The sequence below is a fragment of the Paenibacillus sp. FSL H8-0280 genome, from assembly GCF_045040665.1.
GTDB lineage: Bacteria > Bacillota > Bacilli > Paenibacillales > Paenibacillaceae > Paenibacillus > Paenibacillus xylanexedens_A.
On record NZ_CP150296.1, the window covers coordinates 6884254 to 6908093 of the forward strand.

Annotated in this window: 21 protein-coding genes; 6 read left to right on the plus strand and 15 right to left on the minus strand. The window is 44.4% G+C overall.

Annotated elements, in window-relative coordinates; all coding sequences use genetic code 11:
* Nucleotides 1–100: 100 nt before the first annotated feature.
* The 8 genes from MHI12_RS29935 to MHI12_RS29970 all read right to left on the minus strand — a co-directional run bounded on the left by MHI12_RS29935 (nucleotide 101) and on the right by MHI12_RS29970 (nucleotide 8007).
* A complete protein-coding gene (locus tag MHI12_RS29935; protein WP_405171135.1) occupies nucleotides 101–1072 on the minus strand; it encodes an ABC transporter ATP-binding protein in 972 nt (323 codons plus the stop codon).
* A complete protein-coding gene (locus MHI12_RS29940) occupies nucleotides 1069–1869 on the minus strand; it encodes an ABC transporter ATP-binding protein (protein ID WP_405171136.1) in 801 nt (266 codons plus the stop codon). Before MHI12_RS29940 ends, MHI12_RS29935 begins: the two co-directional genes overlap by 4 nt.
* Nucleotides 1866–2720: a nickel transporter permease gene (nikC, locus tag MHI12_RS29945; protein ID WP_405171137.1), complete on the minus strand. Its 855-nt coding sequence runs from the start codon at nucleotides 2718–2720 to the stop codon at nucleotides 1866–1868. Before nikC ends, MHI12_RS29940 begins: the two co-directional genes overlap by 4 nt.
* Nucleotides 2717–3664, minus strand: coding sequence for a nickel ABC transporter permease (gene nikB / locus MHI12_RS29950; protein ID WP_405171138.1), 948 nt, complete (start codon nucleotides 3662–3664; stop codon nucleotides 2717–2719). The genes nikC and nikB overlap by 4 nt, the downstream gene beginning before the upstream one ends.
* Complete coding sequence (gene nikA, locus MHI12_RS29955) at nucleotides 3664–5214, minus strand: nickel ABC transporter substrate-binding protein (RefSeq protein WP_405171139.1); 1551 nt, start codon at nucleotides 5212–5214, stop codon at nucleotides 3664–3666. Before nikA ends, nikB begins: the two co-directional genes overlap by 1 nt.
* A gap of 241 nt (nucleotides 5215–5455) precedes the next feature.
* Nucleotides 5456–5962: a hypothetical protein gene (locus tag MHI12_RS29960; protein WP_405171140.1), complete on the minus strand. Its 507-nt coding sequence runs from the start codon at nucleotides 5960–5962 to the stop codon at nucleotides 5456–5458.
* Between the two features lie 12 nt (nucleotides 5963–5974).
* Nucleotides 5975–7261 carry a WXG100 family type VII secretion target gene (locus MHI12_RS29965; protein ID WP_405171141.1) on the minus strand — a complete coding sequence of 429 codons (1287 nt, stop codon included), beginning with the start codon at nucleotides 7259–7261 and terminating at the stop codon, nucleotides 5975–5977.
* Between the two features lie 404 nt (nucleotides 7262–7665).
* Nucleotides 7666–8007, minus strand: coding sequence for a DUF3221 domain-containing protein (locus MHI12_RS29970; RefSeq protein WP_405171142.1), 342 nt, complete (start codon nucleotides 8005–8007; stop codon nucleotides 7666–7668).
* A 113-nt stretch (nucleotides 8008–8120) separates the two neighbouring features.
* On the opposite strand from MHI12_RS29970, the gene MHI12_RS29975 reads away from it, so the two are divergent.
* The 3 genes from MHI12_RS29975 to MHI12_RS29985 all read left to right on the plus strand — a co-directional run bounded on the left by MHI12_RS29975 (nucleotide 8121) and on the right by MHI12_RS29985 (nucleotide 10410).
* Nucleotides 8121–8546, plus strand: a complete 426-nt coding sequence (locus MHI12_RS29975) for a hypothetical protein (protein ID WP_405171143.1) — start codon at nucleotides 8121–8123, stop codon at nucleotides 8544–8546.
* 232 nt (nucleotides 8547–8778) lie between these two features.
* Nucleotides 8779–9936, plus strand: a complete 1158-nt coding sequence (locus MHI12_RS29980; RefSeq protein ID WP_405171144.1) for a WXG100 family type VII secretion target — start codon at nucleotides 8779–8781, stop codon at nucleotides 9934–9936.
* A 15-nt stretch (nucleotides 9937–9951) separates the two neighbouring features.
* Nucleotides 9952–10410: a hypothetical protein gene (locus tag MHI12_RS29985; protein WP_405171145.1), complete on the plus strand. Its 459-nt coding sequence runs from the start codon at nucleotides 9952–9954 to the stop codon at nucleotides 10408–10410.
* Nucleotides 10411–10493: 83 nt separating this feature from the next.
* On the opposite strand, the gene MHI12_RS29990 is transcribed toward MHI12_RS29985, so the two are convergent.
* Entirely contained in the window at nucleotides 10494–11216 is a 723-nt protein-coding gene (locus MHI12_RS29990) for an NPCBM/NEW2 domain-containing protein (RefSeq protein WP_310338756.1), read from the minus strand.
* Between the two features lie 120 nt (nucleotides 11217–11336).
* A complete protein-coding gene (locus tag MHI12_RS29995) occupies nucleotides 11337–12137 on the minus strand; it encodes a DNA-binding protein (protein ID WP_405171146.1) in 801 nt (266 codons plus the stop codon).
* 163 nt (nucleotides 12138–12300) lie between these two features.
* Between MHI12_RS29995 and MHI12_RS30000 the strand changes: the two genes are divergently transcribed.
* A complete protein-coding gene (locus MHI12_RS30000; RefSeq protein ID WP_405171147.1) occupies nucleotides 12301–12648 on the plus strand; it encodes a helix-turn-helix domain-containing protein in 348 nt (115 codons plus the stop codon).
* A 76-nt stretch (nucleotides 12649–12724) separates the two neighbouring features.
* Here MHI12_RS30000 and MHI12_RS30005 read toward each other — a convergent pair whose 3' ends face one another.
* The 5 genes from MHI12_RS30005 to MHI12_RS30025 all read right to left on the minus strand — a co-directional run bounded on the left by MHI12_RS30005 (nucleotide 12725) and on the right by MHI12_RS30025 (nucleotide 19955).
* The gene (locus MHI12_RS30005; RefSeq protein ID WP_405171148.1) at nucleotides 12725–14419 is read right to left on the minus strand and encodes a diguanylate cyclase; all 1695 of its coding nucleotides are present in this window, start codon (nucleotides 14417–14419) and stop codon (nucleotides 12725–12727) included.
* A gap of 336 nt (nucleotides 14420–14755) precedes the next feature.
* Nucleotides 14756–15526, minus strand: coding sequence for an AAC(3) family N-acetyltransferase (locus MHI12_RS30010; RefSeq protein ID WP_405171149.1), 771 nt, complete (start codon nucleotides 15524–15526; stop codon nucleotides 14756–14758).
* Between the two features lie 164 nt (nucleotides 15527–15690).
* Nucleotides 15691–17109, minus strand: coding sequence for an L-arabinose isomerase (gene araA, locus MHI12_RS30015; RefSeq protein ID WP_175397017.1), 1419 nt, complete (start codon nucleotides 17107–17109; stop codon nucleotides 15691–15693).
* Between the two features lie 311 nt (nucleotides 17110–17420).
* Entirely contained in the window at nucleotides 17421–18116 is a 696-nt protein-coding gene (locus tag MHI12_RS30020) for an L-ribulose-5-phosphate 4-epimerase (RefSeq protein ID WP_289390746.1), read from the minus strand.
* Nucleotides 18117–18329: 213 nt separating this feature from the next.
* The gene (locus MHI12_RS30025) at nucleotides 18330–19955 is read right to left on the minus strand and encodes a xylulokinase (RefSeq protein ID WP_405171150.1); all 1626 of its coding nucleotides are present in this window, start codon (nucleotides 19953–19955) and stop codon (nucleotides 18330–18332) included.
* Between the two features lie 617 nt (nucleotides 19956–20572).
* On the opposite strand from MHI12_RS30025, the gene MHI12_RS30030 reads away from it, so the two are divergent.
* The gene (locus MHI12_RS30030; RefSeq protein ID WP_405173073.1) at nucleotides 20573–21664 is read left to right on the plus strand and encodes a GntR family transcriptional regulator; all 1092 of its coding nucleotides are present in this window, start codon (nucleotides 20573–20575) and stop codon (nucleotides 21662–21664) included.
* A gap of 610 nt (nucleotides 21665–22274) precedes the next feature.
* Nucleotides 22275–23573 carry a PIN-like domain-containing protein gene (locus MHI12_RS30035; protein ID WP_405171151.1) on the plus strand — a complete coding sequence of 433 codons (1299 nt, stop codon included), beginning with the start codon at nucleotides 22275–22277 and terminating at the stop codon, nucleotides 23571–23573.
* The last annotated feature ends 267 nt before the right edge of the window (nucleotides 23574–23840 follow it).

Genomic DNA, 23840 nt, shown 5'->3' on the forward strand with positions numbered 1-23840 from the left:
GGTGATCAAATGGATGCACTAAAAGCCGCTCTCGAATCTCTTCGTAAGGCGGCTTCATATATAAATTAACGATTACCACCCCCGGCGTCTCCGGGAGTACTCAGAAGATTGAAATCAATTCCTTTGTATAGGGATGGCGTTCTTCAGCGAACAACGCATCTGCACCAAAGCGGTCAACGATCTGACCTTCCCGCATAACGATGATGCGCTGGCTCATGCGATGTACCGCGGCCAAGTCATGCGAGATGAACACGTATGAAAGACCAAGCGATGTCCGCAGATCGGTGAGCAACTGCAAAATGGCTCCTTGCGAGATTACGTCCAGGCTGGCCGTCGGTTCATCCAGAACGACAACGTCCGGTTCAATGCCAATAGCACGTGCAATCGTGACCCGCTGACGCTGTCCACCACTTAGCTCGTGCGGGTATCGTCCAGCCAAATCGCTTGGAAGCTCGACCGCTTCAAGCAGCTTTTGGACGTAAGCGTCCTTCGAAGTGTAGGTAAAGTGGGACAGCTCGGCGTTCCGTCCAAGTTGTTCATACGGATCGATGAGCGAATCGGCAATCTTGAGTTTTGGGTTTAGTGCAGCCATCGGGTTCTGGAAAACAATCTGAATCTTCCGGCGATGAGGTCGTAACCGTCGGCCGCTCAGCAGCGCGATATCCTGTCCGCCCAATGTAATCGAGCCTGTATCTGCATCTTCAATCCGCAGCAGACAGCGGGCGAGCGTACTCTTGCCGCACCCGCTCTCACCAACCAGGCCAAGACACTCGCCGCGGTTTAGGGTGAAGGAAATATCGTTCACCGCCGGTCGGTCTGCACCTGCATACGTTCGGCTAAGATGTTCCACGTGAAGCACATGATTGCTGAGGATACTGGAAGATGAAGCATTGTCTGAAACGGCGGTATTTATATCCGTATCTGTATCCGCAAGATTTGTATCTGTAGTAGTTATGACTGTATTGTCTGTGTCTGCATGGTTTACATTTTTAGCAAAGTCGTGGCTTCGCACAAAAGATCCTTCTTCGGACTGCATGAGTCCACGGCGTTCATCATTTTCCTTTGTCTTCATTCCGTTCCCGCCTCCTTCAATCCCGACTTCAGCGAGCGGCTCAGGACGGGAGCCGCTTCAATCAGCTGGCGCGTATATTCATGCTGAGGATGATCGAGAATGCGATGCTTTCCGCCAGATTCAACGATCTGCCCTTCCTTCATGACAGCCAAACGGCTGGCATAGCGACGTACATGACGCCAATCGTGTGTGATAAACAGAATCGCACAGCCTGTCTCCGCTTGTTTACGTGCCAGCAGTTCCAGTACGCGATGCCCAGACACACTATCTAGCGCGGTCGTTGCCTCGTCTGCAATCAGTAGACGAGGAGACAGCATCAGCGATGTGGCAATCGAGGCCCGCTGAAGCTGTCCACCGCTCAACTGGAACGGATAGCGGCGCAGCAATTCAGCGCCAAGGCCAACCGATTCCAGCGCTTCCTCCGCTCGTTTCTTGCGGATGGCAGAAGACTTTTCCCCATGTACCTTCTGGTATTCATCAAAGTGCCCACCAATGCTACGAAAGGGCGTAAATGCTCCCTGATAGTCTTGAAAAATATATGAGATGCGGCTTCCCCGCAGGGCGCGCATCTCCTTTGGCTTCCGTTCGAGCAGGTTGCTGCCTTCGAACATAACTCGCCCCGACGCATGCAGGTTGGGCGGCAGCAGGCGACCAATTGCTTGCGAGAGCAAGCTTTTGCCACTACCGCTCTGTCCGACCAATGCCATGAATTCACCTTCGCGAACAGCCAGAGAGACTTGATCTACAATCGTACGATCCCGACTGGAGATGCTCAGTTCCTCAATGGAGAGAATCATGGCTGCACCTCCTTCTTCACGTCAAACCGGTCTCGCAGATAGTCGCCCAACATGTTGGCAAACAGCACTACCGAGACAATGGCAAGACCAGGGTAGATCATCAGCTCTGGCCGAGACTGGAAGTAAGGCCGTGAGTCATTCAGCATCGCACCCCATTCAGGTGTTGGCGGCTGTGCGCCAAGGCCGATGTAGGACAACGAAGAGATGAGCAGAATGATTTTGCCCAGATCGAGACTGGCTAACACGAGCACATGGCCTGCGATATGCGGAAGCAGATGTTTTCTCATGATACGACTGTCCGAAAGTCCGTTGGTACGGGCAATTCGAATGTAATCCTTTTGTGACTCCGATAAAACCGTACTTCGAACTAGACGGGCATAGCTGACCCACTTTACGATCACAATCGCCAATACCAGATTACCGATTCCCGCGCCAAGCAAGCCACTTAGCACAATCGCCACGATGGTATCAGGGAAAGCGAGAAAAGCATCAGCGATGCGCATGAACAGCTTATCGACCCAGCCACGTTTGTATCCTGCTATCAGTCCAAAAGGAATACCGATCAGCAGTGCAGCACCGAGTGCCAGCAAGCTATAACCAAGCGTTTGGCCGCCACCAAGCAACAGACGTGTCAGTACATCGCGGCCCAGATGGTCGGTGCCGAACGGATGGAGAGCACTTGCACCCTGCAATCGTCCGCGCAGATCGGTTAAGGTATGATCATGCTTCAGAACTAAAAAGGCATACAAGGAGGCCGCGATGACCAGCAGTGCAAACAGCAGACCAATGATCGCCTGCCAGCTATGTTTTTTAGATTTTGTAGTTGGAATGGGCAGGGGTATGGTTTTCATCGGTGGGCCTCCTTTTCCTTCAGTTTCATTTCGGGATTAAAATAACGATAAGATAGATCAACCGCCGTATTCACGAGGAATACCACAATAGCCATGATCAGAATGTAACCCTGGATCAGTGGATAATCACGCTGACGGATGGCGTCAACGACAAGCTTGCCGATGCCCGGGTAAGCGAACAACACCTCAATCACGACAACTCCGCCAATCAGGCTGCCGAGACTAACGCCGAATACCGTAATGACAGGCGGCAGACTGTGCCGAAACGCGTGAAGCATGAAGATCCGGCCTTCGGATAACCCTCTTGCCCGGGCGGACCGAACAAACTCCTGGCTAAGAGAATCTAGCAGGCTGGAGCGCAAAAGACGCACATAAACGCTGGAGATGGCAAGTCCCAGCGTCAGAGATGGCAGAATAAGTGAGGTGAATCCATCCCGGCCCATGGTCGGCAGATTGCCAAAGCGTACGCCGAACATATCGATCAGGATTAGACCCAGCCAGAAGCTTGGCACCGCCGCACCCACAATGGAGAGCATCCGGCTGCCTCGGTCAATCCAACTGCCACGATGGAGTGCTGATAGCGAGCCGAGCGGGATAGCTATAACAAGCATGACCAGCAGTGCGCCAATCGTCAGTTCAGCCGTAGCCGGCAGCGCACGCATCAGGGTCTGCATAACTGGCTGGCCTGTTGAATACGATACACCGAAGTCGAGACGAACAAAATCGAGCAACCAGTTGCCGAACTGGACAGGAAGCGAATCATTGAAGCCCATTTCCTCGCGTACAGCTTCGACCTGCTCCTGACTAACGGACAGTTCGTCCACGTTCAATATCGTCAGCACGGGATCACCCGGAGCCAGACGAATGAACAGGAAACTCACAAACATAATGAACAACAGAAAGATAAATACCTCAAGGAACTTCCGAAGCAAAATGCGAAACATTACATCACATCCAGCTTATTGGTAATCATGTAATATTCACTGCGAATGGTAACCCAGTTCTTGATCTTCTTGCCATTGTAGGCAACGATCGTACCTGGATGCAGCACGAATGAATTCAATACGTTATCATGCACATAGTTGGCTGCCTTCTCGGCAAGCTCTGCGCGCTTCTCCGGTGCAACTGTGAGATTCAGTTCGTCGATGATCTTGGTCAGCTCTGGATCTTCCGATCCGCTGAAGTTAAGAGCACCCTTCGGATGGTATGTTGCATTCAGGTAATAACCAGCATCTCCACGAGGGGCCGTCAAATTACTGTACGTTGCAATATCCCAGTCGCGATTAGACGCCATATAATCTTCTGGCGTGTCAATCTGACGAATCTGCACGTCGATACCGATCTTCTTCGCATCAGACTGGAACACTTGAGCGATCAGTGGTAGATCGGCACGAGCTGAATATGTCAGCAACGTCAGCTGCAATGGTTTGCCATCCTTGGTCATCACGCCGTTTTGCTGCGTGTACCCTGCTTCGTTGAGATATTTTACAGCGACATCAGCTCCGGATTCCGTTGCTGTATCCGTATAGGTTGGCGCGAATGGCAGCGATGGCAGGAACGGTCCGATAGCAGCTTCGCCGTAGCCGAGCAGGATCGTGTCGACGATACCCTGACGGTCAATCAGCGCGTCCAGCGCACGACGGACATTCAGGTCCTTCATACTCTCCCGCTGCATGTTCATCGTTAGCTGATGCACGCGGAATGTCGATGTGGACTCAACCTTCATGCCGTCCATCGCTTTGAGCGATTCGAGGCTTTCAACTTCCGGACGGTATACGATATCAACCTGCCCAGATTTAAGCGCTAGTGTGCGGGCATTGGCATCTTCATTGAATGAGAACGTGATCGAATCCAGTGGCGATGCTCCGTCCCAATATTCATCATAGCGATCCAGTTCCAGCTTGCTGCCTGGGGTAAACGAAGTCAGTTTGAACGGGCCCGTACCAATGGGCTTGTTCACAATGTCCGGCTCACTCACGTCGATAATCGCCGTGTTGGGGTTCACCAGTTCCGAAGCGAACTCCGGGAACGGCTGAGTTGTAGTGATCTCCAGCTTGTCGACCTCGGCTTCAATCGTATCAATCTTCAGTGCGTTCTGAATCGCTACATTCTCTTCCAGCGCCCGCTCAAGGGACGCTTTAACCGATTCGCCAGTCATCGGCTTGCCGTTCTGGAAGGTCACATCATCTCGCAGGTCGATCGTCCAATGCTGCCCGTCTTCGCTCTCCCAGCTCTCGGCGAGCCATGGAGCAACCGTCAAGTTCTCTTCATCGAGACGAACCAGCGTTTCCGTAATGCCCGCGCGCAGCGGCACATAGCTGGAATCCACATGTGGATCTAGCGAACTGGTGGAGAAGTTATATAGGAAATGAACATTTTTATTATCGGTGGATGGTTGCGCAGCGGGACTGGACTCAGATGATCCGCAGGCGCTCAACAGTCCAGCGCTCAAGGCCAAGGAGACCAGCGCTAGCAGTGGCGTCTTTTTATTCAAGGTAATGCCCCTCTCTCTTAATCGTAATCATTATGATCTAAACAATGAGTATTATCATATCGTAATGATTACGTTTTGACAAGAGTTATGTTGGTGGTGAAACGAGAAAAAATCCGACTCTCGGATAAGAGCGGATTCTTCATGTTTTTTGTTACATAGAACTGGTGTCCACTCATGTCCAAAGAAAAGGACCGTCTCCGATTTAATACAATCAGGACGGTCCATGCAAACTTAACTTCATTTATATCCCTTTATTATCAACTCTCTCTAAAGCAATATCACTGATATCCTGTTCCTCAATATCCAGAGCTCTCCAATAAGTTAATGGATACGCAGCATTACCTACTATCATTTCACCTTGTTTTATCGTGAAGCACCCGCCTCTTTCTATGAATTTTATAATGGGTTCATACAAGTTAATATATTTAATTGCTTGATTTGTGCCTTGATCTGCTAGTTCTGTAATTTCTAAATAACAGTAGCAAATTGCCTTCATATACGGATTTTGAATAATACCAAGACTCGGACAGGCTTGATATACTTTTTCATCTACAGTTTCACCAATAGTTTTAGCGAAACTAAATACGGGGTATCGATCTACTGACGTATCCATCTCATTTAAGAAATGATTGACCCGTCTAAGGTACTCTTTAATTAGAACATGGTATGACTCTAGTGAATTTTTCCCTAAATCTTCAAATGGAATGAACGATAAACGTTCTACAGCTTTATTTAATAAATGCCCCATACAATCCTCCATTTATTTAAACATTTTATTAAAGAAATATTCTTCGTAACCAGGAAATGCATTATTAGGTTGTTTCGGTGCGTTCTCGTGGGCTCCTGGTGGAAATCCATCATATCTCCCTTTTTCGTGATTCCATGATTCTAACGTACGATACTTTTGGCCTTGCGACATAAACTTTCGTTCAGCAAGTTCATGTTCAGCCAATTGCTTGAACCATGTTTTTTGCTCAATAGATAGCTCACCCTTTTGTGCCGTTTTCCATGCATATGCTATTTCATCATCAGCAATAAAGCGTTCCATTTTATACTCTTTACCACCAGGTTGAGGAACTTGATGTTTGCCAAAGAACAAGTGCTTTTTCATGCTTCTTATTTCATTAACGCTCATTCCTGTATTGGAAGCTACAACATCGACATCTTTCATTTTCAATTGTCTTATTGATTCATACTCTGCCTCTGCTGCTTTGTCATAATCTCTCATTCCCGATCCAGTGAACTTCTGACTTGCCTTTGTTCTCTCATTTGAGTCTGTCTGGATCTTCTCTGCCTTCGCCTTAGCAGTCTCAATATGCTGCTTAATCTTCGCCACAGCAGGATTAGAAGCTGGCAATCGATGAGGCCCTTTACCACCCGGCATGCTCCCTCGAACCATCTGAATCGCCATGAATATCTGACTAAACTTCAGAGAGGTCACCATCATCTGAGCATATTTATCTGATACAGGCTCTCCTGTCGTAGGATGAATCCCCATCTCAAACGCCTTGATCTGTAACGCAAAAATATCTTCTCCAGGCGGTTCAACGTTCACAGCTTGCATGCGATTAAAGTCCAGATTTCCCTGATCCCTCTGATAAGCCTGAAGAGCAGCCTGATCAGCAACACCATTCTCGTTGACAGGCATCCATACCCACTTACCAAACATATTGACTTGCGCCATCCGATAGCCCTTATCACCCGAACCTGAATCACCTGTTGATTTGGTCATCATAGCTGCGGCACCGACTGCTCCAAACGCACCACCCAGAATTCCCTTCTGAGTATCTGCATCTTGGAAACGCGTGGCGATATCCTTCAATTCCTTGGATGTATTCACCATACTCTCCAGCGCTTTATCCAGTATAGGTCGTGACTGCTCGAACTCATAGTAAAATCGCTCCTGCGTCGCGCCCATCCACATCATCTGAACGAACATGATCTGTCTCGTCAGTTCACTTCGTATACTCTCCAACTGTTGTCTGGCTTGATTCACCTGATTCGATACGTGATGTAGTTGTTCAGGGGTAACTTTGATTGTACTCATACGTTTCTCCGCTCATTTGAAATAGGATTATCCTATGTTAGCAGAAGTGTGATATGTAAACTATCCAGCTAACATCCTGATTTCACCATGGTAAAAACACAAGCTGTGCTCCTCATCGGTGCTATGGTCCTATATGCATATACCCACCTCAAGGCATATCCTACCAGTTTCAGTAAATACCTTTCCTACTTCATTTCCTCCAACATCACCCGATACCGTCCAATCTGCTCCCCTGTCGCCTCTTCCCGCAATATCCAAAAGTGAAGTTTGAAGTGCGAACTATTTCATACTCTGGAGTGAACTAAACCACATACAAGTTTCTAAGAAAAAAGAAAGAAGAGTGTTGCGCTAAATCAGCGTAGACAACACTCTACATATATTAAATCGATTTAAGTTATCTTGTTTTACTCATTTGCTAACTTAGTATATTTCTTAGCAGTGAGGATCCCGGGATACGATGTCTCTAAAGTATCATAAGTTATTTCTATCTCGTCCCCAACATTAAATTTATACAGGTTTATACCATTAACCCAATATACTTCACTATATTTGTTTGATTGTATTAATTTATTAGTATCTTCCTGAAGATCCTCTGGTACCAAATCACTTATTACAAGAATTCTTTTGTTCGATTGATCAATCTCTTTTACATACCCTTGAACCCGTTGATCATTTGAATTAAAAATGGTACATGCACTCAATATAAATAACAGTGGACATATTAACAACACCTTCATAAATTTCATATGGACACACCTCCACCAGTAACCTCGATGTACTTTAAGGATTAAACAAAATAGAGTTTATGCGGAACATTCCAAATACAAAATTCGTTTAGGGACTAAAGAGGGGGAGTTCCATGAGAAGATATTCATTTATCGTCTTAATGATTGCTACAGTTATGATTCTGATTCTTAGCGGCTGCCAAAGTTCTATGAAGCCCGATCAAGTCGGAGTAAATAAAGTCCCGAAGGAAATACACACCTTCTATCCTGGCGATATTACACAGGTTGATTCTATTGAAATGATGAGTGGTGGTGATGGTACTAAAAAAACAACTACAGATCAAGTGCTGATTCAGGAATGGATTGAAAAGGTACGCGATTTAGAAATTGTAATTGATCCAGATCAAGAAGATGCTACAGGGGTATTGTTCCATGTCACAATGTTTGAGCAGGGAAAAGAAGTGCTGTACATGACACCTACCGATATGAATCACCAGCGAATGCAGCCACAATTGGAATTGGCTGACCGAATGTCGGAACTTTATGATGCCATAGAATAAAGTTTTTTAAAGCATAATTGAGCATTTATACTCAAATAAAACGGAATCAACATTATCATTTCTAATGGCGAGATGCCCCTCCTAACAGTCAGATTATTCCTGGCACAAAAAATACACCTCCGTTTGAGAATTTAAGGAGAATGGGTACAAACAAATAGAACTATAGGTCCTCACAAACAGCATCTAACATGGATTAAAATATAGTATAGATCAAGAACTGAGGATTGAGACGATGACAAAGATACAGATCCCTGTGGATCAAATGACACACACGATTGGCGTGTTTAAGATAGGACACGGGCACTTGCAACAAACACTGACTAGATTAAACGGCCAACTCACTCCCCTACTCGGCGGTTTTGAAGGCGAGACAGCCGAACGCTTTGCCCACTTATACCGTTATGCAGAGAAAAACCTGAATACCACGCTGGAGTTGCTGCATACAATATCTCTTCGTTTGGAACAGATTCGGGAACGTTTTGTCGATACCGATTCTACTATGGTTAACATCTCTGCGTTACTACAGTATCAGGCCAATCCGGGCACACCTCGTACCAATGATCTTGTTTGCGGCCCTAACGATCCCCCTCCTAAACGTAGCGTTGAGGAACATGTGGATGCCTTTTTCAATCAGGCCGGAGAAAACATATTAGCGATTGGGGACTCTGCCCTGCAACTAGGTAAAGACCTTATCGAACATCCATTAGATACTGCGGGTAACTTCTTGTATGATAATACCATTGGTACCGTTACCGACATAGGGAGTGGAATCGCCTTTAGTTGGAACTATGCGTGGGATAACGGAGATACCCGAGAACAGGCAGAAAAGCATATTGCAGCTGAGTTCGATAAAATGAAGCAAGAAGGCGGAGCAGAGTACGCAGCAAATATCACAACTTCTATGCTCCTCGGAATCTTCGGTAGAAAAGTCGGGATCAAGTCCATTGATGGCAAACAGCATCACTCGCCCCATACGGATTCTGGTGGGGGGGATAATAGAAATAAAGAACTTGAGCGTGAGTCATCCAATGATAATTCAGCCTCTTATACAGGAACGCCTGCTGTACACCAAGAAATGTTGGATAAGTCTGCAAAGTACCGAGATGACCTTAACTATGACTGCTCAGAGATAGCGGAAGACCTAGCCAATGCAGCCAATGGCAAAGGAGAGATAATCACACTACGTTCTTCAGAGAAGTATGGAAGTATAGAAGTCTACGAATATGGAGTAAAGGAAAAGTTTGATTACCATACCGTATATTCTGATGGAAAATATGTCTATGATCCCAGATATAGCGATAACCCTATACCTAAAGATGTTTATTTAAAAAATATAGGAACACAAAATGATGGTAGCCTAAAGGTTTCAATTAAGAGTCTCGATGAATGAGGAGAGAGTTACGTAATGAACATTTACACTATGGATAAAAAAGATGTTGATCCGTCTAATTTAGTAGCATACAGTTTATCCAAACTATCTACTTACGAATGGGTAAGATACAATATGTACGCCGAAGAGGATATCTATAATAGAGTCCCTGGATTTCACTTCAGATTTCATAATGCAGGAGATTTGTATAATGAATTAACAGATTGTATAGAAGTTTTTCAGGGAGAGTTACAATGGAAGTTGTATCTTGGTCTTGAGACTCGAAACCAAAATTACAGTTTGGAACCATTAGAAGCATATCAGGCAAGATTAACAGATGAATATAAGAAAAATCATAACCTAAAGGAGATTTTAGGCGAAAAATATAACGAGATATGCGAAAAAGCTATCAGTGATATACCATCTTTAAGTGATCATGTTGAGAACTGGTTTAATTTAGAAAATAAAAAGCCCATTCTTCCTGATCGTGACTAAGTATAGATCCGGATTAAAGCAAGGGCCTGTCTACGATCTTATCGGATCGAAAGGCAGGCCTCTTCGTATTATTATGACAAATGTTACTTAATAAGCTTAGCGTCGCCTAGAACGACATCAATATGTTCTGTATTATCTCGAGCAGATTCAAAGATAATCTGAAGCTTTAAAACTCCAGTAACATCGACAGTAATGTTTTCTGGTATATCTCCGCCCTTCATATCATCTTTTCTGAATAATTCTGCACCATCACCTTTAATTACGATAGATCCGGTATTAACTGAATTTCGTGTATAATCATCAATTCCTATATCAGTAGTTAACTTTTTATATCCACCGTTAAGATTATAATCTACAGAAACCTTGTGATCTCCAGATGACCATGATTGATCCAAAATTGCTCCAATTCCATGTAAATACTTTTGACCAGCTATGGTGAATTTTAAACCAGCAGGACTCTCCCAATTTTTAAAACTAACTCGACTAACAATACCATCTATTCTAGCGTAGGAAACTTCATCTAAATACTTAAATGTTCCAGATTTAGTACCGAATGAAGCTGTTTTGCTCTTTCCGTCATACGTGAAGGATTCCCCCATAGTTTGAGCTGCTGTTTTAGCAGGTACGTACAAATTACCATTATAAACGATTGATTGGGTCGTGCTCTTATGTACTCCGTTGAACATCATCTTAACGTTCTCCATAACTACACTAATCTTAGTATTAGTTCCTGCAAAAGCTGTTGCTCCTGTTAATAATGAACCTATTAATACACCTATAACTAAACCTTTAACTTTGTCTTTCATGTCTTCTCTCCTTTTTGGGTATTATTGAATTTTTGATAAGCATTCCAATAATACCCAAAAAGGAGACTGTTGTATATAGTATTGTTGTTAGATGAGATACTAGCTTTATTCGTTCTTCTATCACATCCCCTCCAACATCACCCGATACCGCCCAATCTGCTCCACCGTCGCCTCTTCCCGCAATGATTCCAACAATGCCGTGCACCTTATGAAATACCGATCCATTCCAAGCTTATGCGCTAACCTGATTGCCTGCAAAATGAACTCCACGGCCCCCTGTGGTCTTCCCATCCACTGTTCATACAAAGCCCGCTGATAAAAGTAATGGTACATATCATCGTTGTTTGAAGAATTCATTTCTCTGCCAACACCCTGTATCTGATCCTCGAACACATGTAATACCCGATCAATCTGCCATCTATGCCGCACTGCTGCTTCCGTAATCACTTTCAGACCCGCTAACCATTCCTCAGGATGCTCAAGCAAAAAGTTCACAAACTCCTCCAGCAGTTGCACCTGCCCGGCTTCAATCTCAAGAGCATACCGATTCACCTGTGCCTTATGTTTGAACTCCTGCGCCACTTGCATGCCTACCTCATCCAAATCCTCCATCCATCCCAGTTCTGCATATTGAACGATACATGCTCGCGCCTGATCTACCTGCCCCATCTTCTGGTGAGCCATGCCCCGCATTAGGTGACTGAACCCGTAATAGTAGACCAAGGGCCGCTCGATGTGTATATGTGGTGCAGGCACTCCCTTTGATTGATACTCCTGCCGCTCTTCATGGATAGACTCAACACATTGATATAACATGTCCGCCCTCTCCATCACCTTGTTCCAATTTTCAAAAGCCACAGCCATCTCCAACATTTCAACAATGATGTCCGGTTTGAGTGATTTTAGGATAGATTTTCGCAAAGATAACCCTCCTTAATTATTCATTTTCTTATAATTGTATAGATAAATGAAAAGAAAGCAATATAAATTGTACTTATAAGTACTTTTATTTAAGTATACAGTTTGCACATATTAGTCTGTAAGGATTCTATAACCTCTTCTAACCTTAAGTGGAGGTGATCAAATGAGTTTACCAGAGGACGTAGGAAATCGAATACGTGAGTTAAGAAAGGCAAAAGGCTGGACACAAGAACAATTAGCTGAAGCAGCAGGTCTTCATTACAGCTATATTGGTGGAGTTGAACGGGGAGATCGCAACATTTCTTTGGAGACTCTTGAGAAAATAATCAATGGATTGCAGGTCACTGCTGAAGAAATCTTTAAATTCAAAGAAGACTCTGAGTACAAAAGAGCCTTGGATGAACATATAACTTTAATAAGCGGCAAAAGTGCAGATAAAATCGTATCATTGACCAAAATTAGCAAAGAAGTTTTAAATGCTATCGAAAAATCACATAAAAATTCCGATTAAATATATCTGTATCAACATCATTCTTTAATACCAAAAAAGAGTGGAGCACGTCTCCACTCTTCTCTTATTTCTCTTTTCAAATAACTTCCCGCTCAAACTCCGCAAACTCCACTCTGTTCCGCCCATTCTGCTTCGCCTGATACAGTGCCTTATCCACCGCAGCGAACAGTTGAGTCAAATACCCCTCCGGATTGTCCGGTACATGCACAACTTCAAAGTCCTCAAAGGACAGAATACCAATACTGATCGTAATCGACACCTGCATAATCTCGTGATCCACCCTAATGCGGTTGGACTCCACAGCTGTTCTTACGCGCTCCGCGATTTGGTTCGCCAAGTCATGCTCCGTATGCGGAAGGTAGATCATGAACTCTTCTCCGCCATAGCGCGTCAGGATATCGGTACTGCGAATGGATTGTTTGACCGCCTCCGCCGTACGAACAAGCACCTCATCCCCAATGACATGCCCATAGCGATCATTGATCGCTTTGAAGTAGTCGATATCGAGCAACAGGAGTGAAAATGGTGTTTTGTATTGAATATTGGTAATGACCTCATGATTCAGGTGTTGGGTCAGATAACGACGGTTGTAACAGTTGGTTAAACTGTCCGTCAGAGCCAGTTCCTCCAGTTTGCGATTGGCCTCGGATAACTCCTGACGGATCAAGTCTAGTGCCTGATTGCGCTCCTGAAGCGTTACGTTCTGGCGATTCATCTCTTTCACGTAGAAACGCTCCTGCGAGACATCCTGGAACGTGAGAATATGACCAATCGGCACAAGCGCCGAATCCACAATCGGAGACGACTGCAAGATAAAGTGCCGGATATTGTTGTCCCGCTCCACGATTACTTCAATGTGGGAGAGGGTGTTTTCTTTTTTCTTGTAGTGATTCACGAACTCCCGACAGCTGCCCACAACATGAACAGACTCCAGAAAGGCTTCCATATCAAAAGAATCCCCCACATGCAGATCCATAAAGGATCGTGAGGCTTTGTTCGCTTCAACAATGACTTCATTCTCATCCAGTACCAGGATGCCATATGGAATGGTATTGATTACGTCCTCATGGGCGATGGAGACCAGATCGAACACATTGTATCTTTTGATCACATAGACAAAGAACAGATCAGACAGAAAGATTCCCAGCGAAGTCATGCCAGGAATGATCGGCAACCACCGGGCTAGAACGACATTCAGAATCGCATCAATCGTTGCAAACACAGCCAAGACCAGGATGCCCCACAGGGTTATTCTCACCTGTTTTTTGATCATGGCAGACGTCTGCGATGAATACACCGCCCGGAACAGAACGACGAGGGACGCCAAGAAATAGCTCACCAGAATACCCATTACAACCCAGAACCAAGGGCCGTAAGCCCGCTCGATATACCCGCCCTCCAGTGGAATGACGAACTCGTTCCATGGATTTGCGACCACACCTATAGCCCCGATCACCGCTGGGACAAATAACAGGAAGGTTCCTTTGGCACTCAACCGCTCCGCATAACCGGTAATAAAGATCGTCAGTAGAAGCCACCCGCTTCCAAGCAGAGCGACCGCGACGAAAGATAATGTCACATAGAACAACTGCAGACCGGAATCATCCGTGAGCGTACTCGCAAATTGGCAGAAAGGCCAGAGCATCATCAACCCGTGGAATAAAAAGTACACCTTATGTAAGTTCGTAATTCTAACCGTAGCAAACACATATACACCTACACCGAACAATAGGACAAATAAAAAGAGATCATACCATACTAATGGGTTCACGAATCTTCTCCTTCTTAGATGCTACAATGACAACGTGGTTGTTCATGATTCTATGTGATACTTATATAAAACTTCAATAAACACCTATACAATTCTGCTACGCCAAACTTATTGGTTAATTTAACCATATCTTATCACACCACCATAAGGGTGAGTAGCCCATACACTGGAAGTCCGACCAACCTCTGATCGAAATGCTGATCTATTTCTGATTATTTATGAATGCTTTTGAAGGTTTAGAGTACAAACAGGAGAGGAAGATCATCTGCTCGGGAGTTATTCAGCTATCATCAAGTGGTCGATATCGAGCCATCCGGCTACCGGACGGCCCTTGTATCATTCGGTTACTGCATGTAGAGGGAGATTGTCCGTGAATAGATCGGGGTTATGCTTGAGCATCTCCGTAATTACCTCTGCTGTCTTAGCCGCATCACACACTCTTACGACCGCATCACCGAGCTTTCCTTTACGCATCGCACCTTCGCGAATCAGTACCTCATCTACTTTCCAGAAATGCTCCGACCATGGTAACCCACAATGTCTGCGGGATGGTACTGAAATCTGACTTCCATCTGGTAAAACCGTATACAGCATCTCATACTCGTCCGTCATTCTACCAGGGATGTCCACCCACTCTTCGACCCCGTGGATAAATGTATTCCGCTTCAAGTCAACGCCTACTAACAAGATCGTCGCTTTTCGATCTAACAGTTTCCCCCATGCTGAGCCTCTCGCACACGGTGTATCGAAGAGATGATCGTCCTTCGTAAATGCCTCTGCATCCCTTCCCAGTGCCGCTACCGAGTGTGTAGGGTGCCACGAACGAACTACGCCCGGACGTTTACGAAATAGTTCAGGAAGAATACCCACACAACAGGAAGAAGTTTCCACGTGGAACACTGGGTTATCTGCATTAATGGTAGACCACGTATGCGTGGGAAGCACCAACAATCCCTCTTTCATATACTCGCTAAAGGCATCCAACACCGTGTCTGCCCCACCTTCAACCTCGCCCAAACTCTTCATTGAAGAGTGCATAAGCAACGTACCTTGGCGATCCAAACCAAGCTGCTCCAGTTGCTGCATCAAGCTTTCTTTTGTGTACATATCCTTCTCTTACCTCCTTCATTTCTAATCCCTTTTCGATGAAAAATTAAATTCTTGCTCAGTTTCACATCATGCTTCTCAGCATAACAAACAAAGGGCCGAGGGTTAACCCCCGGCCACAGAGAAAAATTGGTTAAGTTCACGCAGTAGCTACCGCTCAACTTTTACTTAATAATAACGTACTCCAGATTCACCAGCTTCGCATACGTCACGATCTGATCTGTCGTCAGGTTCAAGGATACAACTGTATGGTGACCACCACCATTTTCGATCCATGCTTTTACCCCGTCCTGGAAGTTTGGCTTCACGCTCCACAGAACACGTGCTACCGGCAGGTTAGGTGCTGGAACGGTTGGTTCAAATGCGGATACTTCATTGATCAACAGTTTGTAATGTGTACCGAAGTCTGCCATGGATACCACGACACCTTCGCCTGCTTTGCCATCAAATACAAGACGCGCCGGATCTTCACGATCGCCAATACCCAGTGGGGACACGATGATTCTTGGTTTCGTGCTAGCCAGTGTAGGATCTACTTCAAGCATGTGGGATTGCAGGATTGCTTCCTGTCCAGCAGCCATCTCGTAGGTGTAATCTTCCATGAAGCCCGTGTTTTCGTTATGGGCCATGATTTTCAGTAAACGATCCAGCGCAGCTGTTTTCCAGTCACCCTCACCGGCAAATCCGTACCCTTGAGCCATCAGGCGTTGTACAGCCAGACCCGGGAGTTGTTTCATACCATGCAGATCTTCGAAGTTTGTAGTGAAGGCGCTGTAACCACCTTCGTCCAGGAAACGTTTGATCGCAATTTCATAACTCGCTTGCACACGTACACTAGCTTCCCAAGCTTCCTTGCTGTTCGTGCCATAATCGAATTCGTAGAGGTCTCCATACTGAGCAATCAAATCATCGATTTCCTGCTCTGTTACAGCGTTCACGTATTGAACGAGGTCGCCAATGCCGAAGTAATCAACGGTCCATCCGAATTGGATCTGTGCTTCCACTTTATCACCTTCGGTTACGCCCACGTTACGCATGTTATCACCGAAGCGCGCTACTTTGATGTTAAAGCTTTCATTATAAGCTACCGCTACGTCCATCCAGTCTGCAACCTGCTGTTGCACTTCTGGGCGCTCCCAGTAGCCAACAACGATTTTATTTTGTTTTCTCAGACGGGCATTGATGAAACCATATTCGCGGTCACCGTGAGCGGCTTGGTTCAGGTTCATGAAGTCCATATCAATGGTTGCCCAAGGAATGCTTTCGTTAAATTGAGTTGCCAAGTGCAGCAAAGGTTTTTGCAGCAATTTTGTACCACGAATCCACATTTTCGCCGGGGAGAAGGTATGCATCCATGTGATGACACCTGCTACTTCGTCGCGATAGTTGACTTCCTTCATGATGCTCGTGATTTTATCTGCGGATACCGCCAGATCTTGCAATACAAGCGGGTACGGCAGTACGCCGCTGGCATTAAGGGCATCCGTAATTTTCTGTGCGTTAGCTTTTACTTCGCCCAGTGCTTCTTCTCCGTACAAATGCTGTGAACCGACCACAAACCAGAATTCTTTTGCTGCTGACATATAATCATCCTCATTTCATTATTTTATAGTTGAACCAATGGGTTTACACTAGAACACTGCGATTGCAGTACCATCTTCCGATCGCTGGTTATCCCCGGATTTTTTGATTCCCTTTTTGCAAAGGGAAAATACTGTGATAAACGCGAAGTATATCCTTCCGAAGTAGCTTTCTTGCAGAAAGCTTTTAGCTTCGCTTCTTCAGATTGGTTCTGCACTCTCCGTTATCGTGTAAAAAGTATAGTTGAACAAGTCATTCCCACACTAAACCACTTGGAAGCCAGAACATGCTTCCAGTCACTGTTATAACCTAATCACTTTTGTCCGTAATACGCGTCTTTTCCGTGTTTTCGCAGATAGTGTTTATCCAAAATGCCTTGTGGCAGTTCTTTGGCAAAGTTATTCAATTGCCGCGCGTACAGGTTCATTTTGCACACTTCCTCCAGCACGACACTGTTCACCACCGCAGACTTGGCATCTTTCCCCCACGTAAACGGCGCATGCCCATGGAGCAATACTGCTGGAACAGCCATAACATCAATCCCGCGCTGTTCAAACGTTTCAATAATGACGCGTCCTGTCTCCTCTTCGTATCCGCGATCAACCTCGTCCTGGTTCAGGAAACGTGCACAAGGCACCGCCCCATAGAACGTGTCTGCATGCGTGGTACCCATCACAGGTACGTCCAGTCCGGCTTGTGCCCAGATGGTCGCCCATGTGGAGTGCGTGTGCACGATGCCGCCAATCTCCGAGTAATGCTTATATAGTACGGCATGTGTTGCGGTGTCCGAGGAAGGTCGCATCTCACCCTCCACCACATTACCGTCCAGATCAACTACAACCATGTCGCTTGCTTTCATCACATCGTAGCTAACGCCACTTGGTTTGATGACGAACAGACCGCTTTCGCGATCGATTGCACTGACGTTACCCCAAGTGAATTTTACAAGTCCGTGCTTTGGCAGTTCCAGATTCGCCTGGAATACCTCTTCCTTCAGTTGTTCTAACATGTTATTCCCTCCCGTTCTCTAATAGTGCGTGTTCAAAAAGTCGGTTTTCAGTACCGAGAAGATGGGATGAAGCTAGAAATGGAGTAGCGGAGCGTAGATAGAGCTACGTGAGCAACCGCAATGTTTCCGAAGGAAACATACTTCGTAAGCCCCTACTTATTTCGGCTGAATTCCATATTCGATGTTGATGATGCCACTAGGCATCCTTCGTAATCAAAAGCGGTCTTTTTGAACATCCTCTACCAGATGATCTACAGCTGATTGCTCAATTGTGAGTCCACTCCGATAGCGTTCGATAAATGCTTCAAACCCTTTCACATCCGATGCATCCGGCGCCACTTCGACTCCCTCAACATCGTTAAAGACTTTCTGCTCCAGGAACACATCCAGGCTCTCCTCTTGATCCTTGTTGATCATGTACGAAGCCAGAAGTGCCATGCCCCATGCGCCGCCTTCACCAGCGGTAGACATTACCGACACCGGTACGTTCATTGCAGCAGCTACAATTCGTTGTCCGACCACAGGGGTCTTGAATAGGCCACCGTGAGCCAAAATGCTATCAATGGCTACATTCTCTTCCTCCGTCAAAATGTCCATACCCAGCTTAAGTGCACCGAAGGCACTGAACAGATGTGTCCGCATGAAGTTTGCCAGATTGAAGTTGCTTTCCGGGGAGCGGACGAACAATGGACGGCCTTTCTCAAGTCCCGTAATGTTCTCACCTGAATAGTAACCGTAGCTGAGCAAGCCACCACCATCTGGGTCTGCCTCCAAAGCCTTGTTGAACAACACGCTAAACAACTTGCCGTTATCCACTTCATATCCCATCGCTTGAGAGAATTCACGGAACAGTCCCACCCATGCATTGATATCACTGGAACAGTTGTTGGCATGTACCATTCCTACTGGGCTACCATCCGGTGTGGTGACCATATCAATCTCGGGATACACTTTGGATAATTCCTTCTCCAGTACGATCATCGCAAATACGGATGTGCCGACGGAGATGTTCCCCGTACGTTTCTTCACGCTATTCGTTGCCACCATACCCGTTCCGGCATCGCCCTCTGGCGGGCAGAGCGGAATGCCTGCTTGCAGATCATGCGAAGGGTCGAGCAACTTGGCTCCCGCTTCCGTCAATGCACCTGCATTTTCACCAGCGAGATATACCTTGGGCAGAAGGTCCTCGACTTTCCACGGATAACCTTTGCCTGCGATCTGTTCGTCGAACTGTTGGATCATGGATGGGTGATAGTTATGTGTAGACTCGTCAATTGGGAAAATGCCTGATGCATCGCCGATCCCAATCGCCTTATTGCCTGTCAGCAACCAGTGGATGTATCCAGCCAAAGTTGTCAGGTGATCGATCTGTGGCACATGCACCTCTTCGTTCAAAATCGCTTGATACAAGTGGGCAATGCTCCAGCGTTCCGGAATATTGAATTGCAGAAGTTCCGTTAGCTCTCTTGCGGCTGCTCCCGTCGTAGCGTTACGCCATGTGCGGAAAGGGACCAACAGTTCACCCGCGCTATCCAAAGCGATATATCCGTGCATCATGGCCGAGAATCCGATAGAACCGACCGTTCGCAGCGTAATTCCGTATTTCTGTTCTACATCTTGCTTCATCTCACGATAAGCCGTTTGCAGACCTGTGATGATATCCTCCTGGTTGTACGTCCAATATCCATCTTTCAGGAGGTTCTCCCATTCATAACTGCCTGAAGCAATGGTTTCAAAACGCTCGTCAATCAACACAGCCTTAATCCGCGTTGATCCAAATTCTATTCCGAGCGAAGTAGCGCCCTTGGTAATGGCTTCTTTCAAGTCCAATTGACTCATAATCACGTGTATCCCCTCTCCGGTCGCGATTTCACATCCCAAAGGATGCATATATAAGGTGAAGCTTTTACTTATGACAATAGCTAATAATGAATTTTGTATAAGAGGTGGTTCAAAAAGTCCGCTTTTGATTACGAATCATGCCTAGCGGCAACATCAGCATCGAAGTTGAAATTCAGCCGAAATGTCCGTTGCTCACGTAGTTTCCCTACGCTCCGCTACTCCATTTCTATCTTCGTTCCATCTTCTCGGTACTGAAAAGCAGATTTTTTGAACACGTACTATAGATGCTTCCTGTTGTGTTTTCAAAGAATGCGCTTTCCTTTTCTGACAGCCTTAGTATATTTTTTGTACGTACATTTGTCAATAATATATAATAGTTATACTTACAAAGAGCACATATCGTGCTCTATATGATCAATAAAAAGACTTAAATGGCTATAAATCGGCTATGCTGTAAGGTACACCTCTTTCTAAAAAGACCTGATATGTACGGTTTATTTCAAAAATTGTGCTGTTTTATATGCATTCAAACTGAATCATGCTAAAATATGTACGTACAACTATTTGAACAACAACGTTGATATAGATGAGTAACGATGAAAGAAGTGGACTATTTGAAGCCAAAATATCAGGTCATCATTGATGATATAAAGAGCCATATCCTCTCGGGGACATATAGCATAGGTGAACAGATCCCTACGGAGTCGGCATTACAGGACAGCTACAACGTAAGCCGCCAGACGGTGCGGAAGGCTATTTTGGAGTTATCGAACGAAGGATTTTTACGAAGCGAAAAAGGTTCAGGAACCTACGTTAGCAATCAGTACCGATCACGCTCAGGCGGCCATACGTCGAAGAAAACAATCGGTGTGATCACGACATACATCTCGGATTACATCTTTCCGTCCATTATACGCGGCATCGAGAGTCGTCTGAATGAGGACAACTACTCGTTACTGCTGGCCAGCACCAATAATGATGTGGCACAGGAGAAAAAAGCACTCGAAATGATGCTCTCCTACGGCGTGGATGGCCTGATTGTCGAACCGACCAAAAGTAATCTCTACAATCCCAACATTGCGTACTACCTGTCCTTCAAAGAGCAGGATGTGCCGTTTACGATGATTAATGCGTTCTATGAAGAGTTGGAGGTTCCGTTCTTCTGTCTGGATGACGTGCAATCCAGCTATCTTGCCACTCGGGAATTGATCGCCAAAGGCCACACCCAGATTGGCATTATTGCCAAAATGGATGATTTACAAGGCAAGTACCGGATGAAGGGATACATCAAGGCACTGGGTGAAGCGAAGTTACGGTTCCATCCTGAGCAAGTGCTTTCCTTTGATACCGCGTCGAAACCAGAACTTTCCTCCAATGTAGCAACGTATCTGGACGAAAACAGGGATGCGCTCACTGCGATCGTCTGTTACAACGATGAGGTGGGACTGGAGGTCGTGCACGCCTGCAGGCAACTCGGCATCTCGATCCCGGATGAGTTATCCATCATTGGACAGGACAATTCGTACATCGCCAAGAACGCCAACATAAGGCTAACAACACTAACCCATCCCCAAGAGCAAATGGGCCGCGATGCTGCCGACTGGGTGATCAAGAATCTGCAAGGCAAAAAAGATCTGCCAACGAACACCTACTATCAGCCAGTGCTGGTTGAGGGGGAGACGGTGAAGGAGATCGTAGTGGAATAATATTGTCAAAGGGAAACGATTATTTTGTAAAAACTATCGTTTTCTCTAGTTGCCATTCTTCACCCCATGAAAAGACTTTCTAATTATCTATTAATCTTTTGAAATCTCCAAAGACTTATATGTGTTTATTATGCTGTCTTGAGATTTAAAACATACAAAAAAATTTTAACAACAATAATAATAACGCGATTGGAAGTCAGTGCTATAAATCGCTTTATTTACCCTGAGATAAATATAGTAAATTATCTGCCCTCACAAAGGTTCAAAAAAAATCTCACATAAAAAAATTTTATTAATTTTGCATATATAAGGAATTTTAGGTCAAATGCATCAGCTTATTAACGAAGACTAGTTATTATCAGACCAATATTCACATCTCTTTTATCTACAAGATATAAAAACGTCACTTACAAAAAATTCCGTATTCAGAGTTAATAACCCTATAAACCCTTGCTCTGCAGCAAAAAGTTTTCTCCCCATAAAGAATTGGTTGCACTAATTTTTCATGTTTCACTAAGCTATCTCCAATAGGAGTCTGAAATAATAAAAACTAATCTATACACGCCTCGGGTTATATAGTAAAATTTACCTACATTTATTAAGATGAGGTGTGATTATTGAAGTGCAAATAAACGAGATAGAGCAATACTTTAAGCCTTCAACAGAACGCGAAAAAATAATTTGGAAAGATTGTGTATTTGTATTTGATACATCGGCCTTGTTGGAATTTTACTACTTTCCGAAATCATCACAACAAGAGATTTTCAATAGTACATTCGAAAAAATAAGTGGAAGGTTATGGATTCCACAACATGTTAAATTCGAATACTTAAAAAACAGAGAAAACACTTTGAAGAAACCTATAGAGGAAAAGTATCAGAAGCTAGAGAGTGAGCAAATAAAAACTATCTCAAATAATATAAAGGATATTAGAAAAAAAATTACCGATTTTGCTAATCATACAAAGAAACAAGATATACATCCCTATATTGATAATACAATAACTTCAACCTTTGAAAACGCGTTTCAGGACTTTGAGAAGTTATTTTTAGAGTTTAAGTCAAAGGTTGAATTGGAATTTAAAATTAGAGAAGATGAAATAAATGCTTTTGCAATACACGATACTGTATTTGAATCGCTAAATTCATATTTTGAAGTAGGTAAAGAATATAGTTACCCACAACTACTTCAAATAATTGAAGAGGGTGAGCTTCGCTATAGAAATCAAATTCCCCCCGGCTATAAAGATGGTCCAAAAAAAGAAGGAATTCAAAAATACGGTGATTTAATTATTTGGAAGCAAATTATCGATTTTGCAAGTCAAAAGGGGAAACCAATAGTATTTATCACAAATGACGTTAAGGATGATTGGTGCTACCATTATAAAAGAAGCAATGAAACAAGAATCGATCGACCAAGAGAAGATCTCGTTAGGGAAATTCGGGACAGCGCCGGAGTAGATTTTTTGATGTATACGTTCTCACAATTTCTTTATTCTGCAAGAGAACTATTAGGTACAAAAATCAATCAAGAAGTAATTGAAGAGGCAAAATCAACTAATCTAACAAACAATCATGCGCGTGTTAGATACGACGGATACTATAGAACATTATCAGATGACTATGACAGTGATGATAATGAAGAAGATATTACTGAGTACGAGTACTACTATTATTTTTATGAAGATGGGCGCTTAGAAACTAAGGGTGGTATTGATGACGAATTGACATCTGGTCGTTATATAATCGAAAATGATCAAATTAAAATCTATATCAAATACCCTAAAGCTGATGTCGAAATGATTGGATCAATTTCTGAAGATTTCATTAAACTAAAATGGTCAAATGGCAGTTCCACTGGTAGTGAACGTGGCTTCTTTTATACAAAAGAACATTCAAAAAATTTCTAGTGATTGATTGAAACCATGATACTTTCAATTTCATTGAAAGTATCATGGTTTTTTTATATTGATAAGTTCATATAATTCAAACAGATTATCACTTTTTTTGTAAAAGTTATGTATGATTAATAGTTTTATATGATTAATATATCTTTTTTTCATTGACACTGCCTTTAATAAAAAGATATATTTATTGATGTTGATAATCATTATCATATGTATAAAACGTTTTATATATCTATTTTTATACATCTCAATGGATGTAACTGATCAATC